Origin of the sequence: Pseudomonas fluorescens (genome assembly GCF_005938625.1) — a bacterium.
Lineage (GTDB): Bacteria > Pseudomonadota > Gammaproteobacteria > Pseudomonadales > Pseudomonadaceae > Aquipseudomonas > Aquipseudomonas fluorescens_BD.
Map to the genome: position 1 here is coordinate 119032 of NZ_VCNJ01000001.1, position 15828 is coordinate 134859.

Sequence of the window (15828 nt, forward strand, 5' to 3'; positions counted from 1 at the left end):
AATTGATATTTCACGGAATTTTGACCGTTTCGTGTGGATCCTGTGCGTGCGGAATCGGTACAGCCATAACCAGCTACGCTGATCGCAGTGAACGCTAGAAAAATACTATCGGGGCATGCCGACGCGCATCGCTCTTTGGGGGATTGATGGATCTTTGGACGGCCTTGCAGGCACTGATACTAGGAGTTGTAGAAGGGCTGACGGAGTTTTTGCCCATTTCCAGTACCGGACACCAGATCATTGTTGCCGACTTGCTCGATTTCGGCGGCGAACGGGCCATGGCGTTCAATATCATCATCCAGCTCGGCGCGATCCTCGCGGTGGTCTGGGAGTTTCGACGCAAGATTCTCGATGTGGTCATCGGCTTGCCAACGCAGCCGAGCGCACGGCGTTTTACCGCCAACCTGCTGATCGCGTTTCTGCCCGCTGTGGTGCTGGGCGTGATCTTTGCCGACCTGATCCACGAATACCTGTTCAACCCGATTACCGTTGCGACAGCACTGGTGGTGGGCGGCATCATCATGTTGTGGGCGGAAAAGCGTCAGCATGAAGTGCACGCCGAAACGGTCGACGAGATCACCTGGAAGGACGCGCTGAAGGTCGGTTTCGCTCAGTGTCTGGCGATGATTCCCGGTACTTCGCGTTCCGGCTCGACGATTATCGGCGGCCTGTTGTTCGGCCTGTCGCGCAAGACCGCCACCGAGTTCTCGTTCTTTCTGGCCATGCCGACCATGGTCGGTGCGGCGGTTTACTCGGGCTACAAGTACCGCCATTTGTTCGTTCCGGCGGACTTTCCGGTGTTCGCCATCGGTTTCGTCACTGCGTTCATCTTCGCCATGATTGCCGTGCGTGGCTTGCTCAAGTTCATTGCCAGCCACAGCTATGCGGCGTTTGCCTGGTATCGGATTGTGTTTGGCCTGCTGATTCTGGCGACCTGGCAGTTTGGCTGGGTTGACTGGGCGGCGGCCAGGCCATGAGTGATTCCCGCGCACGCCGGCCCGAAGGGCGACCTTCGGGCGGCAACAACATTCAGAATCTAAAACTGAAACTGCTGGTACTGCTGATCGTCTGCGCGCTGCCGCTGTTCGGCTCTGTATCGATGTGGCTGCGCGGGATTTCGTTGGTGCCGTTGGCCGCTTACGGGATCGTCAGCGTGCTGGCGTTTTTCATGTACTGGGCCGACAAGCGCAAGGCGCAGACGGATGCCTGGCGCACGCCGGAAAACATCCTGCACGCGGTGGAACTGGCCGGCGGCTGGCCGGGCGCGTTGATCGCCCAGCAGGTTTTCCGGCACAAGACGCGCAAGGTGTCGTTTCAGATCCTGTTTTGGGTGATTGTGCTGCTGCACCAGGTGTTCTGGATCGACCAGCTGTTTCTCGGCTCGAACCTGCTGACCCCGTTCTAAACCGTACCTCCAGTCCCCTGTAGGAGCTGCCGAAGGCTGCGATCTTTTGATCTTGCTTTTTTAAAGATCAAAGTCAAAAGATCGCAGCCTTCCCTACACAAGGAAATGGGGTTTACAGCAATAAACCGATTTGGGTCTTTTTCGGCAACTTGCTCACCACCAACTGATGCGAACGCTGCAACAACCCGCGCAACTCCTCAGCAGCCAACGGGTAGGGCGGGTGCATGATGATCCACTGCGCCCGCGCCAGATACGGCGCCGGATGAATCCCCGGGCGGTCGCAATGACCGAGGAACAGATCCTTGTCGACCTTGAACGCCAGCGAATCCCCACGCAGCCCCTGCAAGGCAAACATCTTGTTGCCCGCAATCGAGAACACCCGCACGCCGCCCCATTTGTAATCTTCCCGTGCACCGGGCAATGCCAGACAGAACGCCGCCACGTCGGCCTCGCTCATTTTTCCCTTGCTCATATCAACCGCTCCCCACAGGCATTGAACGACTCGACCAAGTGATCGATCCATGCGCGCACCGCCGGCATCACCCCGCGTCGGTGCGGATACACCGCTTGCAGCCAGCCACCGGGCAGCGACCATTCAGGCAGCAATTGCACCAGCGCGCCGCTTTGCAGTTCCGCTTCGCAATACATCATCGGCAGCAGGGTAAAGCCCTGACCGGCCAGCACGCAGGTTTTGCGCACAACAAAATCATCGATGCCCAATCGCGCTTCCATGTTCAACTCGAAAGGGTTGCCCTGTTGATCGAGTAAACGCACGTGCACCATGCGATCAGCTTCAAGCGCGCCCAGCACCGGCAGGTTCTTCAGGTCCTGCGGGTGATTGATCGCCAGCCCGTGCATAAACGCCGGACTGGCGACCACGACCATTTGCGCCTGGCGCAGGCGGCGGGTGACCAGCAACGGGTCTTCGTCGCCCAGCTCACGCACGCGCAGCGCCACATCGAAGCCTTCGGCGACCAGATCGACCCGGCGATTGAGCAGCACCACCTCCAATTGCACCTGCGGGAATTTGCCGAGAAATTCACTGATGACCCACGGCAACATTTCCCGCGCCAGTCCGGTCGGGCAGGACACCCGCAGACGCCCTCGCGGTTCACTGGACATGCTGGCGACCGCTTCATCGGCCATTTCCGCTTCCAGCAGCATCGCCTGGCAGTGACGTAGATACCGTTCACCAACTGCCGTGAGGTTCAATTGACGCGTGGTGCGTTGCAACAGTCGCGCGCCGAGACGTTCTTCCAGCTCGGCAATGCGCCGTGACAAGCGCGATTTGGGAATGCCCAACAAGCGGCCAGCGGCGGCGAAACCGCCGGCCTCGACCACTTTGGCGAAATAGTAGAGATCGTTGAGATCTTGCATGGCTGTCCAACTGTTCTATCAGTGGGACGAACTATCGCATTGTCGGCGGCTAATCATCCATTGGTTTCTTCCGTAGGATTGTCTCCATTCCGTCGCCACCGGCGATTCCTTCCAGGAGATTCCACATGAAACTGCTGCATATCGATTCGAGCATTCTGGGCGACAACTCGGCTTCCCGTCAGCTGAGTGGCCAAGTCGTCAAAGCCTGGCAGGCCGCCGAGCCAAGTGCCGTGGTGACCTACCGCGATCTGGCCGCCGACGCCATCAGCCACTTCTCGTCGACCACTCTGGTTGCCGCCGGTACCACCGCTGAATTGCGCAACGCCGCGCAACAGCACGAAGCCGAACTGAGCGCTTCGACCCTGGCCGAGTTCATCGCTGCCGACGCCGTGGTGATTGCTGCACCGATGTACAACTTCACCGTGCCGACCCAACTCAAAGCGTGGATCGACCGCGTGGCCGTTGCCGGTCAGACTTTCCGTTACACCGAAGCCGGCCCTGAAGGCCTGTGCGGTGGCAAGAAAGTGGTGATCGTGTCGACCTCCGGCGGCATCCACGCCGGTCAGGCCAGCGGCATCGCTCACGAAGAATATCTGAAGCTGGTACTGGGCTTCCTCGGCATCACCGACATCGAAATCGTTCGTGCTGAAGGCCTGGCGTATGGCGACGAAGTGCGCAACACCGCGATGACCGCCGCTCAAGCGAAAATCAGCGAGCAACTGTTCGCCGCCGCGTAAGGCTTGCGTAAAGAACAGCTGATGTTCAGGTAACGCTCAAAAAACTCTGTATTCTGGTTCTGCAAGGGCCAGTTACGGAGTTTTTTGTTTCTGACTGTTACATAATCTGGCCCGGGTTATGCAGTCACACGATCAGCGTCTGAGTGCAGTGTCGTACCGAAACGCCGAATCCCCGGCATTTCTGGCCCGCAATGCAACGGATCTGTCGATTGAGTAACAACAGGGTGGGGCATCCCATGATGCGTCTTTGTGCAGCGTTACTGATTTGCCTGCTTGGCAGCCTGAATTCAGTGCAGGCTGCGCCTGGGCGACATCCGGTGTGGAGCGTCGGTTATCACGAGATGACCTTCCTCGATCCGCTCGACCTGCAACCGATGCGCGCCATCGCCTTCTATCCGTCCAGCGATCGCGAACACATGAGCCTGCTCGAAGGCTATTCGGTGGAGGCCGGCGAAGACACCAAAGTCGCCATTGGCCGCTTTCCGATGCTGATGCTTTCGCACGGCAACACCGGCACGCCGCTGGCCTTGCACGACCTCGCCACCTCGCTGGCGCGCAAAGGCTTTGTCGTGGTCGCGGTGATCCATCCCGGCGACAACTCCAAAGACCACAGCCGTCTCGGCACCCTGAGCAATCTCTACGGGCGGCCGATCCAGATTTCCGAAGCGATTACCGCCACCCTCGGCGACCGCATGCTCGCGCCTTACGTCAACGCCGATCAGGTCGGCGTGATCGGCTACTCAGCGGGTGGCGAGACCGCGTTGATTCTTTCGGGCGCGCAACCTGATCTGGATCGTCTGCGTCGTTACTGTCAGGAGCGTCCGGATGACCGTGATGCCTGCAACACTCAGGGTGAATTGATCGTCGATCGCGATGACTTGCAGCCGGTGGCTGACCCACGGGTGCACGCCTTACTGTTGATGGCGCCGTTGAGTTTGAAATTCGGCCGCCACACCTTGGCGGACGTGCATGTGCCGGTGCTGCTCTACAGCGGCGATGGCGACAAACTGGTGGCTTTCGACAAGAACGCGGCGGCGCTGGCGCGCAAACTGCCGACGGCACCGGATTTCAAATTGCTGGCCGGGGCAGGGCACTTCGTGTTCATGGCGCCGTGCAACGAAGAACAGATCCGTGCCATGCCGGCGTTGTGCACCGATGCCGATGGCGTGGATCGCGAGGACATCCATCGCAACCTGATCTCCGAGGCCGGGCGGTTCTTCTCTCATGCACTGGGTCAACCGACCCGGGCGGGGATGCAAACCGCAGATCAATAGCCAGCCATAGAACCCTGTGGGAGCGAGCTTGCTCGCGAAGGCGTAGTGTCAGTCAATACATGTGCTGACTGACTCCCCGCCTTCGCGAGCAAGCTCGCTCCCACATTGGTTTTGCGTCGATTGTTCAGGAAGTTGCACGGCGCATCAGTAGCAAGGTCAACCCCAGCCCGATCACCGACAACAGCGCCGCACTGAAGAAAATCCACGAATACCCCAGATTCAACGCCACCGCGCCCATCAGCGGCCCGGCAATCGCCAGCGCCAGATCAAAGAACACCGCATAAGCACCCAGGCCCGAGCCGCGACTGGAACTCGGCACCTGCTTGATCGCCTCGACCCCCAGCGCCGGGTACACCAGCGACAGGCCAAACCCCGACAGACCCGCGCCGATCAAGGCGAAAGCGGTAGACGGCGCCAGCCACAACAGCACCAGCCCCATGGTCTCGATGGTCATACACGCGATAGCAGACCTGAAACCGCCAAACCGACTGATCGCCGAGATAAACATCAGCCGCGACAGGATGAAGCAAACGCCAAACACCGTCAGGCAATACGCCGCGCCGGTCCAGCCGCGATTGAGGTAATACAGGGTGATGAAGGTGGTCAGCGTGCCGTAGCCGATCGAGGCCAGGGTCAGGCTGGCGCCATACGGGGCAATCCGCCCGAACACCGCCCAGAACGGCAGGCGCTCGCCACGGATCACCGGCACCGAAGGTTTGTTGCGGATCAGCACCAGCGCACCGGCCGCCAGCACGGCCAGCGCGATGCCGAGGCTGGTGAAGCCGTAATCGGCGACCATCACCACGCCCAGCGGCGCACCAATGGCGATCGCGCCATAGGAAGCGATGCCGTTCCAGCCGATGGATTTCGCCGTGTGTTCGACACCGACCTGGCCCATGCACCAACTGATGGTGCCGACGCCGATCAGCCCTTGGGCGACGCCGAGCAGCAAGCGCCCGATGATCAGAATGATCAGGCTGGCCAGCGGGAAACTCTGCAACAGCGTGGAGAGCAGCGTCAGCAAGCCGCTGAGGACAATCCCCCACAAGCCATAAATGATCGCCCGTTTGGTCCCGACCGTATCCGACATGCGCCCGGCCATCGGCCGGCTGAGCAGGGTGGCCAGGTACTGCGAGCCAATCACCAGCCCGGCAATGACTGCGCTGAAACCCAGCTGCTCATGTACATAACCGGGCAACACCGCAATCGGCAAACCGATGCAGAGGAAGGCAATAAAGGTATAGAACACGATGGAGACGATCTGCAGGGTGATCGCCATGGAGCTTTGCGGTGGCAGTTGCTGCGCAGACATGAGGACTCGTTCGCGGGCGGCGGTGGGAGAGTTCGCATCATGGCTTGGGTGTCAGATAAAAGAAAGCAGGCTAACTATCTTTTACCCCGCCGATCGTTCCCACGCTCTGCGTGGGAACGCCGCCACGGACGCTCCGCGTCCGGCTCGTGTGACGCGGAGCGTCACGGGATGCATTCCCACGCAGAGCGTGGGAACGATCAGCACGCTGAATGCAAAAAGCCCCGTCACATGGACAGGGCTTTAGCTTGAAGCTAGCAGCTCAACACTTGAAGCTGCTGTTTAGAACACCACACCCTGACTACGCAGGTAGTCATCGTAAGTGCCGCTGAAGTCGGTCACGCCATCCGGGCTCAGCTCGATGATGCGCGTGGCCAGGGACGATACGAACTCACGGTCGTGGCTGACGAAGATCAGCGTGCCCGGGTAGTTTTCCAGCGCCAGGTTCAGCGCCTCGATCGATTCCATGTCCAAGTGGTTGGTTGGTTCGTCCATGATCAGCACGTTCGGCTTTTGCAGGATCAGCTTGCCGAACAGCATGCGACCTTGCTCACCACCGGAAATCACTTTGACCGACTTGAGGATCTCGTCGTTGGAAAACAGCATGCGGCCCAAAGTACCGCGAATCATCTGCTCGCCCTGAGTCCACTGACCCATCCAGTCGAAAAGCGTTACGTCGTCTTCGAAGTCGTGCGCGTGGTCCTGAGCGTAGTAGCCCAGTTCGGCGGCGTCGGTCCACTTGATGCTGCCGGCGTCCGGGGTCAGTTCGTTGACCAGGGTGCGCAGCAGGGTGGTTTTGCCGATACCGTTCGGGCCGATGATCGCCACGCGCTCGCCGGCTTCAACCTGGAAGCTGAAGTCTTTGAACAGTGGTTTGCCGTCGAAGCCTTTGGCCATTTTCTCGACGATGACCGCCTGGCGGTGCAGCTTCTTGTTCTGATCGAAGCGGATGAACGGGCTCACGCGGCTCGAAGGCTTGACCTCGGCCAGCTGGATCTTGTCGATCGCCTTGGCGCGGGAAGTGGCCTGCTTGGCTTTCGAGGCGTTGGCCGAGAAGCGGCTGACGAACGATTGCAGCTCGGAAATCTGTGCTTTCTTCTTGGCGTTGTCCGACAGCAGTTGCTCGCGGGACTGGGTCGCCACGGTCATGTACTCGTCGTAGTTGCCCGGGAACAGGCGCAGCTCGCCGTAATCCAGGTCAGCCATGTGCGTGCACACGCTGTTCAGGAAGTGACGGTCGTGAGAGATGATGATCATCAGGCTGTTACGCTGGGTCAGAACGTTTTCCAGCCAGCGAATGGTGTTGATGTCCAGGTGGTTGGTCGGTTCATCGAGCAACAGCACTTCCGGGTCGGAGAACAGCGCCTGCGCCAGCAATACGCGCAGTTTCCAGCCTGGCGAGACTTCGCTCATCGGGCCGAAGTGCTGCTCGATGCCGATACCCAGGCCCAGCAGTAATTCACCGGCGCGGGATTCGGCGGTGTAGCCGTCCATCTCGGCGAATTCGGTTTCCAGCTCGGCCACGGCCATGCCGTCTTCTTCGCTCATTTCCGGCAGCGAGTAGATGCGGTCGCGCTCGGCCTTGACCTTCCACAGCTCTTCGTGACCCATGATCACCGTATCGATCACGGTGAATTCTTCGTAGGCGAACTGGTCCTGGCGCAATTTACCCAGACGCACGTTCGGCTCGAGCATGACCTGACCGCCGGACGGATCGAGGTCGCCGCCGAGGATTTTCATGAAGGTCGACTTGCCGCAACCGTTGGCGCCGATCAGGCCGTAGCGGTTGCCCGCACCGAATTTGACCGAAACGTTTTCGAAGAGCGGCTTGGCGCCGAACTGCATCGTGATGTTAGCTGTAGAAATCAAGGGTTTTTCCTGCGAAGCATTCTTAAAAAGCGAGGGTGCGGCTGCAGCGCTTGGCCCGAGTCAAAGTGCGCTGAGGCGGGAGAGTCCCGTCATCAACCAAGGGGGGCGCGTAAAGTTTGGCGGCGATTGTACTGGTCTGGCTCTTTAAACGATAGGGCGATCACGCCACGATCGCCGATTGGCATGATCACGGGACAGTTTTTCACAGTTGAAGATTCACTATCGGTTACAAACTGTGGCTAAAATGCCACCTTTCACCGAGCGTCCGGTTACGGCGCGGGCCAAGGACGTGCCATGTGTATTCAGACCACTGCATAAGACGCTGAGCCTCAGGCTGCACGGCGCGCAGTTTGTTCACTTCTGACGTGTGACGATTTCCGTGAAACTCATCATTGCTGCTATTTATGTCATTTCCATTGCATACGTTCATCTGCGTGGGCGTGTGCGTCACAAGCTCGGTCGACAACTGAGTGACCATTCGACGTTTCTTGCGCCGATCAACTGCTTCCTTTATCTGTTTTCGAAAAAGCCGAACAAGCCGTACCTGGATCCGAGCGAGTTTCCTGACTTGAGCCCGTTGCAGGCGCACTGGGAAGAAATCCGCGAAGAAGGCCAGAATCTGCTGCGTGCCGGCGAGATCAAGCGCTCTAACCAGTACGACGATGTCGGTTTCAACTCGTTCTTCAAAAGCGGCTGGAAGCGTTTCTATCTGAAGTGGTACGGCGAAAGCCATCCGTCGGCGATGAAACTGTGCCCGCGTACCACCGAACTGGTGCAGAGCATCGGCTCGATCAAGGCCGCGATGTTTGCCGAGCTGCCACCGGGTTCGAAGCTGGTGCGTCACCGCGATCCGTATGCAGGCTCCTATCGCTATCACTTGGGCCTGGACACGCCGAACGACGCTGGCTGCTATATCAACGTCGACGGTGAGAGCTACCACTGGCGTGACGGCGAAGCGGTGATGTTTGACGAGACGTTTATTCATTACGCCGAAAACACCACCGACAAGAACCGCATCATCCTGTTCTGCGACATTGAGCGGCCGATGAAGTACCGCTGGGCGGCCGCGTTCAACAGTTGGTTCAGCCGTACCGTCATGTCAGCGGCGGGCGCGCCGAATGATGCTGGCGACCGTACCGGTGGGATCAACCGGTTGTTTACCCGGATCTACAAGATTCGTCTGCGTGGTAAAGAGCTGAAAAAACGTAATCGCAAACGCTATTACATGGAGAAGTGGGCGATCTTCGGTGGTTTGCTGGCGATCTTCATTCTGATCTGAATTCAAAGCAGACGCTGCTGACGCCATCGCGAGCAGGCTCACTCCTACATTTGAAATGCGCTCCCCTGTAGGAGTGAGCCTGCTCGCGATGGCTGTCTCAAGAACAACCAATCACTATCAGGAAGCCTTTTTGGTTTTCTTCGCTGGCGCAGCTTTTGCCGGTTTCTCTGCTTTCGCCTTCGGTTTCGCCACTGCTTTCCCGCCCAGACTGCGCTTCAGCAACTCGGTCAAATCGATAACATCGGCCGTCTTGCGCTCTTCCTCGCCACCCACCGTTTCAACATCCTCGATCTTGCCTTCATGGGCCTTTTTCTCGACCAGGGCCATGATCTTGTCTTCAAATTCATCCTTGTAGTCTTCGGGTTTCCAGTCCGCGCTCATGTCCTGAACCAGCCGTTTGGCCATGTCCAGTTCACCCTTGGCCAACTGCGGTTTGGTCACTTCGCTGCCCAGTTCCAGCGTATCGAGGCTGCGAACTTCCTGCGGCCAGCGCAACTTCACCAGCACCAAAGCAGATTCGAGAGGCATCAACGCCGCGAGGTATTGCCGCGTATGCAAAACCACGCGGGCGAGGGCAACTTTGTTGGTATTGCTAAGGGTTTCGCGCAGCAACGCGTAGACCTTGCCGCCGCGCTTGTCCGGCGCCAGGTAGTAGGGCGTGTCGATGTTTTGCAGAGGAATCTGTTCGGCGTCGACAAAAGAGAATATATCGATGGTCTGCGTTGAGACAGGGTGCGCCGAGCGGATTTCCTCTTCGCTGAGCACCACATAGCGGCCCTTTTCATAGGCCACACCTTTGACGATGTGCTCTTTGGTGACTTCCTTGCCGGTGACCTTGTTGACCCGTTTATAACCCACTGGGTCCATGCTACGGCTGTCGAGCCAATCGAAGTCGACGCCCTGCGACGAGGTCGCCGATACCAGCGCGACAGGGATGTGCACCAGTCCGAAACTGATCGCGCCTTTCCAGATTGCCCGAGCCATGGTGAGTTCTCCGAGTGATGATCGGATGACCTGCGGCTGTGACTGAAAGTTTCCCCGGATTGCGCGGGTTTCCAGTGACTCGGTCAAGCCGTGTTACATGTTGTTTAAGGCTTGCGGGTTAACAAATCCGAACCCTGAGCGTAGCGTGGACTCGAAGGCTCTATCCCAAGCCCATCGAGAGGCAGCGTCATGAACCGAATTCTGCTTGGCATCGTCGTCCTGACCCTCAGTGGCGGTCTGGTTCATGCCGACGTCTTGCTGGCGCAAAGCCCGACCGGCAACAGCAACAACCCCTACAACAGCCCCATCCGCCGGGCCAACCCCAACAGCATGCAGGGCACCCAGCCCAGCGCTCCCCCCATTCGGGGGCCGAACACGGTACCGACGCCGCGCCAGCCCACTGTCGAAAACCGTGGCATCGGCAACGGCCAGCCGATCCGCTCGGTGCCGAGCACGCCGCCCACGTTCATTCCCAACCCACCTTCGCGCAGCGGAGACAGCAACCGTTGAGCGGCAGGACTGAAGTCCTGCCGGCCCCCACAAACGAACAAAAGGAATCGTGCATGTTGCGTAAAACCCTTCTAGCCACACTGTGTGCCGGTGCGCTGCTCAGTGCCCCGGCCTTTGCCGCCGCTCCCAAAGAGCTGCAAAGCGAACAGGGCACCCTCGAAGTCACGACCATCACCGCAGGTCTTGAGCATCCATGGGCACTGGCGTTTCTGCCGGATCGCCAGGGCATGCTGGTCACCGAGCGGCCCGGCAATCTGCGCGTGGTGGCGGCCGACGGCACACTGTCGGCGCCTGTCTCCGGCGTGCCGCAGGTCTGGGCCAAGGGGCAGGGCGGGTTGCTGGATGTGGCGCTGTCGCCGGACTTCAAACAGGATCGCCTGGTTTATCTGTCGTATGCCGAAGGCGGTGGTGCCGGCGACAAGGCCGGCACCGCTGTGGGGCGTGGCCGGCTCTCGGATGACTTGAAGACGCTGAAGGATTTCAAAGTGATCTTCCGCCAGGAACCGAAGCTTTCGGTCGGCAATCACTTCGGCTCACGGCTGGTGTTTGATCGCGACGGTTATTTGTTCATTACTTTGGGCGAGAACAACGACCGGCCGACGGCGCAGGATCTCGACAAGCTGCAAGGCAAGGTCGTGCGCATCTACCCGGACGGCAAGGTGCCGGAAGACAATCCCTTTGTCGGCCAGTCCGGCGTTCGGCCGGAGATCTGGGCTTACGGCGTGCGTAACCCACAGGGCGCGGCGCTCAACCCCTGGACCGGTACGCTCTGGGAAAACGAACACGGCCCGCGTGGCGGCGATGAGGTGAACATCATCGAGCGCGGCAAGAATTACGGTTGGCCGCTGGCGACCCATGGCATCAATTACTCGATGCAGCCGATTCCGGAAGCCCAGGGCAAAACGGCCGAAGGCACTGTCGCGCCGCACCATGTCTGGGAGAAATCTCCGGGCGTTACCGGTATGGCGTTTTACGACGCCGATCGTTTTAAACCGTGGCAACACAACGCGTTTATCGGCGCGCTGGTGACTCAGGAACTGATCCGCTTGCAGTTCGATGGTGACAAAGTGGTGCACGAGGAGCGCTTGCTGGGCGAACTCAAGCAGCGGATTCGCGATGTGCGGCAAGGTCCGGATGGCTATCTCTATGTGCTGACCGATGAAGAGAAAGGTTCACTGTACAAAATCGGCCTTAAGCCCGCGCTTTAAAGACGATCCCCCTGTAGGAGCTGTCGAGTGCAACGAGGCTGCGATCTTTTGATCTTGTTTTTCAGAATCAAAAGATCGCAGCCTGCGGCAGCTCCTACATGCGGAGGCTTACGTTTCGCGGGAATACAGCACCACCGCCGCACGCAATTTACCCCGACCGAAACGACACATTTTCTCGAACTCCCCATGGCTCACCGGCACATGCTGGCAATCCATGGGCTGCCGATGCTGGCTGTGATCGACATCCGGGTCATGCAGGTAAACGAAATCCTCGTCGCAGTCGGTCACGATTACCCAGTGCGGCGACTTGGAGCGGGTCAGCCGATAGCTGCTGATCAACACCAGCGGTTGCCCACCGGCATCCAGCAATCGCGGCAGATCCATTGAAGCGCCGATCACACACTCGACATCGGTCTCCTGCAATTGCGCCGTGAACTCATCGTGGACAAGGCGCATGACGTCTTTTTTATGCGCATCACGCACACCGTCGAGAAACAATGGCCCGGCCAGGCTCAGTTGCAAACCCACCTTGTAGCCTCGACGCCACGCCGCCAACGCCAATCCCTGTGGACTGCATCCGCCGTGGCCGGAGGTCATGAACACCGTGGTCGCTTCACGCCAGATCTGCAACTCTTCACGCCGCTCCAATAAACGTTCCGATTGCAGTGCACCCATGGCCATTAACAGGCAGGCCGGGCCACAGGTGAAATCGGTGGTTTGCCGGTAATAGGGCACTTTGATGCTGCGCGAATCGCGGTGCTGGAGAATGCGTTTCTCCAGGCGCAGCGCGTCGGCGTGATCTTCGTAGTAATCGTGAATCAGCGCAAAACGCCGGTAGCCATTACGCTCATACAAGGCAACGGCCGCAGGGTTGTCGAGGCGCACCTCCAGGCGCAGGTACGCGCAGTCGTGCTCCAGCGCCATCGCTTCAATGCGCTGCAGCAATGCCTTGCCCAGGCCCGTACCGCGCGCCTCGACGGCGATGGCGATGGAGTACAGCCGGGCGAGCGAAGTGCCGCGATGGAACAACACCAGCGCGTAACCCAGCAGTTGGCCGTCGCACTCTGCCACCAGCAACTGTCCGTGAGCACGGGTGATCATCCACTGAAAGCTGCGACTGGTGAGCCGGTCCGTGGTGAAACATTGCATTTCCAGTGCCAGCAGCGCCGGCAAGTCTTCAACTACCGCCAAACGAAAAACAGCCTTCATATGACCACCGTAAAAGTTGCGTAACGAAACGAGACTTTCAAAAAACTTCGTGCTTAATAGAAAAGGTCTTGTTCTCCAACGGATCAATCTCTATGTCAGCGGTACAGGGTCATTGGCGCGAAGTATCCGAGCAAAGTTTGCCGGCGGCAACTTATTTAAGTTCGGCGATTAAGGCATCCAGCCAAGTGTTGATAATTGTCGAGCGCAAGGAAGACTGGGCTTCATATTTCCCCAGCGAAGACATCCTGACGGCGCAGGAATACCTCGAGCGCAGCCGTGACAGCGAGCCGGGCAAACGCGTACAGGTGATCAATCTGTGCCGCAGTTACAAGTACCTGGGCCACGGCTACTACTGCTCGCTGCTCGCCGAAGCACGGGGGCACAAGGTGATTCCCTCGGTGCGTACCATCAGCGAACTGACGAAAAAATCACTGTACGGTCTGGCGCTGGATGATCTCGATAAGACCCTCGAGAAAGCCCTTATTCATCATCTCTACAGTGATACCGAAGGTTTTACCCTGACCCTGTATTTCGGTCGGACCCATATCGAACCATTACAGGATCTGGCCCGACAATTGTTTGAAGTATTTCCCTGTCCGATTCTGTTAGTTGAGTTTCGCCGAACTAACGGTTGGCACATCGAAGGTATAAAGTCCGGCGCCTTGCACAAGTTGCGCGATGATCAGGAAGATCAGTTTGCCAACGCGCTGGACGGTTTCAGCCGTAAAGTCTGGCGTGTACCGCGCTCGCCGCAAGTGGCGCGCTACGACCTGGCGATTCTGCACGATCCGCAGGAGGCGTTGCCGCCGTCCAACGCCAAGGCACTGGCGAATTTCGTCCGGGTTGGTAAAACCATGGGCATCGATGTTGAACTGATTGAGCGCAAGGATTACGCACGTCTCGCCGAGTACGACGGCTTGCTGATCCGCGAAACCACAAGTGTCGCTAACTACACTTATCGCTTCGCCAAGAAAGCCGAGAGTGAAGGACTGGTGGTGATGGATGACCCGACGTCGATTTTGCGCTGCACCAACAAGGTCTACCTGACCGATCTGCTCAACAGCCATCAATTGGGTATGCCCGCCACCGAGATTCTCTACAAGGAGCGACCCGAAGACTTCGAACGGGTCGGCGAGCGGCTTGGCTTTCCGCTGGTCCTGAAGATTCCCGACGGCTGTTTTTCCCGTGGCGTGATCAAGGTCGAAAGCCAGCAGGCCTTGCTTGAGGCGACTGCAGAGTTGTTTGAACACTCGGTGTTGCTGCTGGCGCAGGAGTTTTTCTACACCGAGTACGACTGGCGCATCGGCGTGCTCAATCGCAAACCGATCTTCGCCTGCCAATACTTCATGTCCAAGGGCCATTGGCAGATCTACAACCACAAGGCCAAAGGCCAGGACGTCAACGGCGAATGCCGGACGATGGCGATCCACGAGGCGCCACGCGCTGTAGTGGAACTGGCGGTGAAGACCGCCAACCTGATCGGCGACGGCCTCTACGGTGTCGATCTGAAGCAGGCCGGCGACAAAGTGGTGGTGATCGAAGTCAACGACAACCCCAACCTCGACGCCGGCATCGAAGACGCCTATCTGCACGACGATCTGTATTCACTGGTGCTGGAAGAATTCGTGCGCCGCCTGGAACTCAAGCGTCGCGGTCAGGCCTGGTGATCCGCCGATGATCAACAGCTTTACACTGAGCCACGGCGCTTTGCAGCGGGTCGAGCGGCTGGACGCCGAGGTCATGCTGTTCAGCAACCCCGATGCCGCCGAGCGCGACTTGCTGCACAGTCATTTCAAGGTCGATGAACACGCATTGGCGTCAGCGCTGGACCCGGACGAGGTGTCACGCATCGAGTTCCATCCCGACCATCTGTTCCTGATCTGGAAACGTCCGGAAAACTATTCCGGCGGTGGCAGTCTGGCGTTTGAAGTGTCGTCGTGCGGATTGCTGTTTGCGCCGGGACAATTGCTGGTGATCGCCACCGACGACACGCCGCTGCACGGCCTCGGCACCCGTCAGCCGTTGAATACGCCGCTGGATGTGTTGCTCGACCTGCTGTTCAACAACATCCACCACTACCTCGGGCACCTTAAGGTGATCAAACTGGTCGCCCGTGAGTTGCAGCAGAAATTCAACGCCTCGATGCAGAACCAGCACTTGGTGCAGATGTTCAACCTCAGCGAAAGCCTGATCTATTACATCAACGCGCTGCACAGCAACGGCGCGGTCCTGACGCGCCTGCGCAATCATGCCGAGAAGCAGCATTTCGGCAGCGAAGCGCTCGGCCTGATCGACGACCTGATCATCGAGAACAACCAGTGCTACAAGCAGGCGGAAATCTACTCAACAGTGTTTTCCGGGCTGATCGATGCGCGTGGCAACCTGATGAACAACAGCATGAACAACCTGCTGCGCAAGCTGACGTTGATCAACGTGGTGTTTCTGCCGTTGAACCTGATTGCGAGCATTGGCGGGATGTCGGAGTTCAGCATGATGACGGCGGGGACGCCGTGGTGGATTTCCTATCCGCTGTTTCTGGCGGCGATGTTGTTAGGGGCGGGGGGGATGTTGTTTGGGTTGCGGCGTTTGGCTCGATGATGTTTCGTGATTGATCTGGCCTCTTCGCGAGCAAGCTCGCTCCCACAGGGGAATGCATTTCAAAATGTG

15 protein-coding genes are annotated in these 15828 nt (G+C 58.7%); 9 read left to right on the top strand and 6 right to left on the bottom strand.

Going from position 1 to position 15828, the window contains the following annotated elements; genetic code table 11:
* Positions 1–146: 146 nt before the first annotated feature.
* Entirely contained in the window at positions 147–977 is an 831-nt protein-coding gene (locus FGA82_RS00475; RefSeq protein WP_141125615.1) for an undecaprenyl-diphosphate phosphatase, read from the top strand.
* Positions 974–1405, top strand: coding sequence for a DUF1294 domain-containing protein (locus tag FGA82_RS00480; RefSeq protein WP_141125616.1), 432 nt, complete (start codon positions 974–976; stop codon positions 1403–1405). Before FGA82_RS00475 ends, FGA82_RS00480 begins: the two co-directional genes overlap by 4 nt.
* 112 nt (positions 1406–1517) lie before the next feature.
* Here FGA82_RS00480 and FGA82_RS00485 read toward each other — a convergent pair whose 3' ends face one another.
* A complete protein-coding gene (locus FGA82_RS00485) occupies positions 1518–1877 on the bottom strand; it encodes an MmcQ/YjbR family DNA-binding protein (protein WP_038361199.1) in 360 nt (119 codons plus the stop codon).
* Positions 1874–2782 carry a LysR substrate-binding domain-containing protein gene (locus FGA82_RS00490; protein ID WP_141125617.1) on the bottom strand — a complete coding sequence of 303 codons (909 nt, stop codon included), beginning with the start codon at positions 2780–2782 and terminating at the stop codon, positions 1874–1876. The genes FGA82_RS00485 and FGA82_RS00490 overlap by 4 nt, the downstream gene beginning before the upstream one ends.
* Positions 2783–2907: 125 nt before the next feature.
* Between FGA82_RS00490 and FGA82_RS00495 the strand changes: the two genes are divergently transcribed.
* The gene (locus FGA82_RS00495; RefSeq protein ID WP_141125618.1) at positions 2908–3519 is read left to right on the top strand and encodes an FMN-dependent NADH-azoreductase; all 612 of its coding nucleotides are present in this window, start codon (positions 2908–2910) and stop codon (positions 3517–3519) included.
* Positions 3520–3755: 236 nt separating this feature from the next.
* Complete coding sequence (locus FGA82_RS00500; protein WP_064118184.1) at positions 3756–4793, top strand: alpha/beta hydrolase family protein; 1038 nt, start codon at positions 3756–3758, stop codon at positions 4791–4793.
* 124 nt (positions 4794–4917) lie between these two features.
* Here the strand turns inward: FGA82_RS00500 and FGA82_RS00510 are convergent, their stop codons facing one another.
* Positions 4918–6105, bottom strand: a complete 1188-nt coding sequence (locus FGA82_RS00510) for an MFS transporter (RefSeq protein WP_141125620.1) — start codon at positions 6103–6105, stop codon at positions 4918–4920.
* Positions 6106–6384: 279 nt separating this feature from the next.
* Entirely contained in the window at positions 6385–7971 is a 1587-nt protein-coding gene (locus FGA82_RS00515; protein WP_007914779.1) for an ABC-F family ATPase, read from the bottom strand.
* Positions 7972–8350: 379 nt separating this feature from the next.
* Between FGA82_RS00515 and lpxO the strand changes: the two genes are divergently transcribed.
* The gene (lpxO, locus tag FGA82_RS00520; protein WP_095118800.1) at positions 8351–9250 is read left to right on the top strand and encodes a lipid A hydroxylase LpxO; all 900 of its coding nucleotides are present in this window, start codon (positions 8351–8353) and stop codon (positions 9248–9250) included.
* Positions 9251–9367: 117 nt separating this feature from the next.
* Here the strand turns inward: lpxO and FGA82_RS00525 are convergent, their stop codons facing one another.
* Entirely contained in the window at positions 9368–10234 is an 867-nt protein-coding gene (locus FGA82_RS00525) for a Ku protein (RefSeq protein WP_141125621.1), read from the bottom strand.
* A gap of 189 nt (positions 10235–10423) precedes the next feature.
* On the opposite strand from FGA82_RS00525, the gene FGA82_RS00530 reads away from it, so the two are divergent.
* Both FGA82_RS00530 and FGA82_RS00535 read left to right on the top strand, forming a co-directional pair.
* Positions 10424–10744, top strand: a complete 321-nt coding sequence (locus tag FGA82_RS00530) for a hypothetical protein (protein ID WP_007914772.1) — start codon at positions 10424–10426, stop codon at positions 10742–10744.
* A 53-nt stretch (positions 10745–10797) separates the two neighbouring features.
* Positions 10798–11952 carry a PQQ-dependent sugar dehydrogenase gene (locus FGA82_RS00535; RefSeq protein WP_141125622.1) on the top strand — a complete coding sequence of 385 codons (1155 nt, stop codon included), beginning with the start codon at positions 10798–10800 and terminating at the stop codon, positions 11950–11952.
* 108 nt (positions 11953–12060) lie between these two features.
* Here the strand turns inward: FGA82_RS00535 and FGA82_RS00540 are convergent, their stop codons facing one another.
* The gene (locus tag FGA82_RS00540; RefSeq protein WP_141125623.1) at positions 12061–13161 is read right to left on the bottom strand and encodes a GNAT family N-acetyltransferase/peptidase C39 family protein; all 1101 of its coding nucleotides are present in this window, start codon (positions 13159–13161) and stop codon (positions 12061–12063) included.
* A gap of 92 nt (positions 13162–13253) precedes the next feature.
* On the opposite strand from FGA82_RS00540, the gene FGA82_RS00545 reads away from it, so the two are divergent.
* A complete protein-coding gene (locus tag FGA82_RS00545; protein WP_141125624.1) occupies positions 13254–14828 on the top strand; it encodes a RimK family protein in 1575 nt (524 codons plus the stop codon).
* A gap of 7 nt (positions 14829–14835) precedes the next feature.
* Positions 14836–15759, top strand: a complete 924-nt coding sequence (locus FGA82_RS00550; RefSeq protein WP_141125625.1) for a magnesium transporter CorA family protein — start codon at positions 14836–14838, stop codon at positions 15757–15759.
* The last annotated feature ends 69 nt before the right edge of the window (positions 15760–15828 follow it).

What these genes read in the sequence shown, in the direction of transcription:
- FGA82_RS00475 (WP_141125615.1), top strand. Translation starts at nt 147, where the DNA reads ATGGATCTTTGGACGGCCTTGCAGGCACTGATACTAGGAGTTGTAGAA.
- FGA82_RS00480 (WP_141125616.1), top strand. Translation starts at nt 974, where the DNA reads ATGAGTGATTCCCGCGCACGCCGGCCCGAAGGGCGACCTTCGGGCGGC.
- FGA82_RS00485 (WP_038361199.1), bottom strand. Translation starts at nt 1,877, where the DNA reads ATGAGCAAGGGAAAAATGAGCGAGGCCGACGTGGCGGCGTTCTGTCTG.
- FGA82_RS00490 (WP_141125617.1), bottom strand. Translation starts at nt 2,782, where the DNA reads ATGCAAGATCTCAACGATCTCTACTATTTCGCCAAAGTGGTCGAGGCC.
- FGA82_RS00495 (WP_141125618.1), top strand. Translation starts at nt 2,908, where the DNA reads ATGAAACTGCTGCATATCGATTCGAGCATTCTGGGCGACAACTCGGCT.
- FGA82_RS00500 (WP_064118184.1), top strand. Translation starts at nt 3,756, where the DNA reads ATGATGCGTCTTTGTGCAGCGTTACTGATTTGCCTGCTTGGCAGCCTG.
- FGA82_RS00510 (WP_141125620.1), bottom strand. Translation starts at nt 6,105, where the DNA reads ATGTCTGCGCAGCAACTGCCACCGCAAAGCTCCATGGCGATCACCCTG.
- FGA82_RS00525 (WP_141125621.1), bottom strand. Translation starts at nt 10,234, where the DNA reads ATGGCTCGGGCAATCTGGAAAGGCGCGATCAGTTTCGGACTGGTGCAC.
- FGA82_RS00530 (WP_007914772.1), top strand. Translation starts at nt 10,424, where the DNA reads ATGAACCGAATTCTGCTTGGCATCGTCGTCCTGACCCTCAGTGGCGGT.
- FGA82_RS00535 (WP_141125622.1), top strand. Translation starts at nt 10,798, where the DNA reads ATGTTGCGTAAAACCCTTCTAGCCACACTGTGTGCCGGTGCGCTGCTC.
- FGA82_RS00540 (WP_141125623.1), bottom strand. Translation starts at nt 13,161, where the DNA reads ATGAAGGCTGTTTTTCGTTTGGCGGTAGTTGAAGACTTGCCGGCGCTG.
- FGA82_RS00545 (WP_141125624.1), top strand. Translation starts at nt 13,254, where the DNA reads ATGTCAGCGGTACAGGGTCATTGGCGCGAAGTATCCGAGCAAAGTTTG.
- FGA82_RS00550 (WP_141125625.1), top strand. Translation starts at nt 14,836, where the DNA reads ATGATCAACAGCTTTACACTGAGCCACGGCGCTTTGCAGCGGGTCGAG.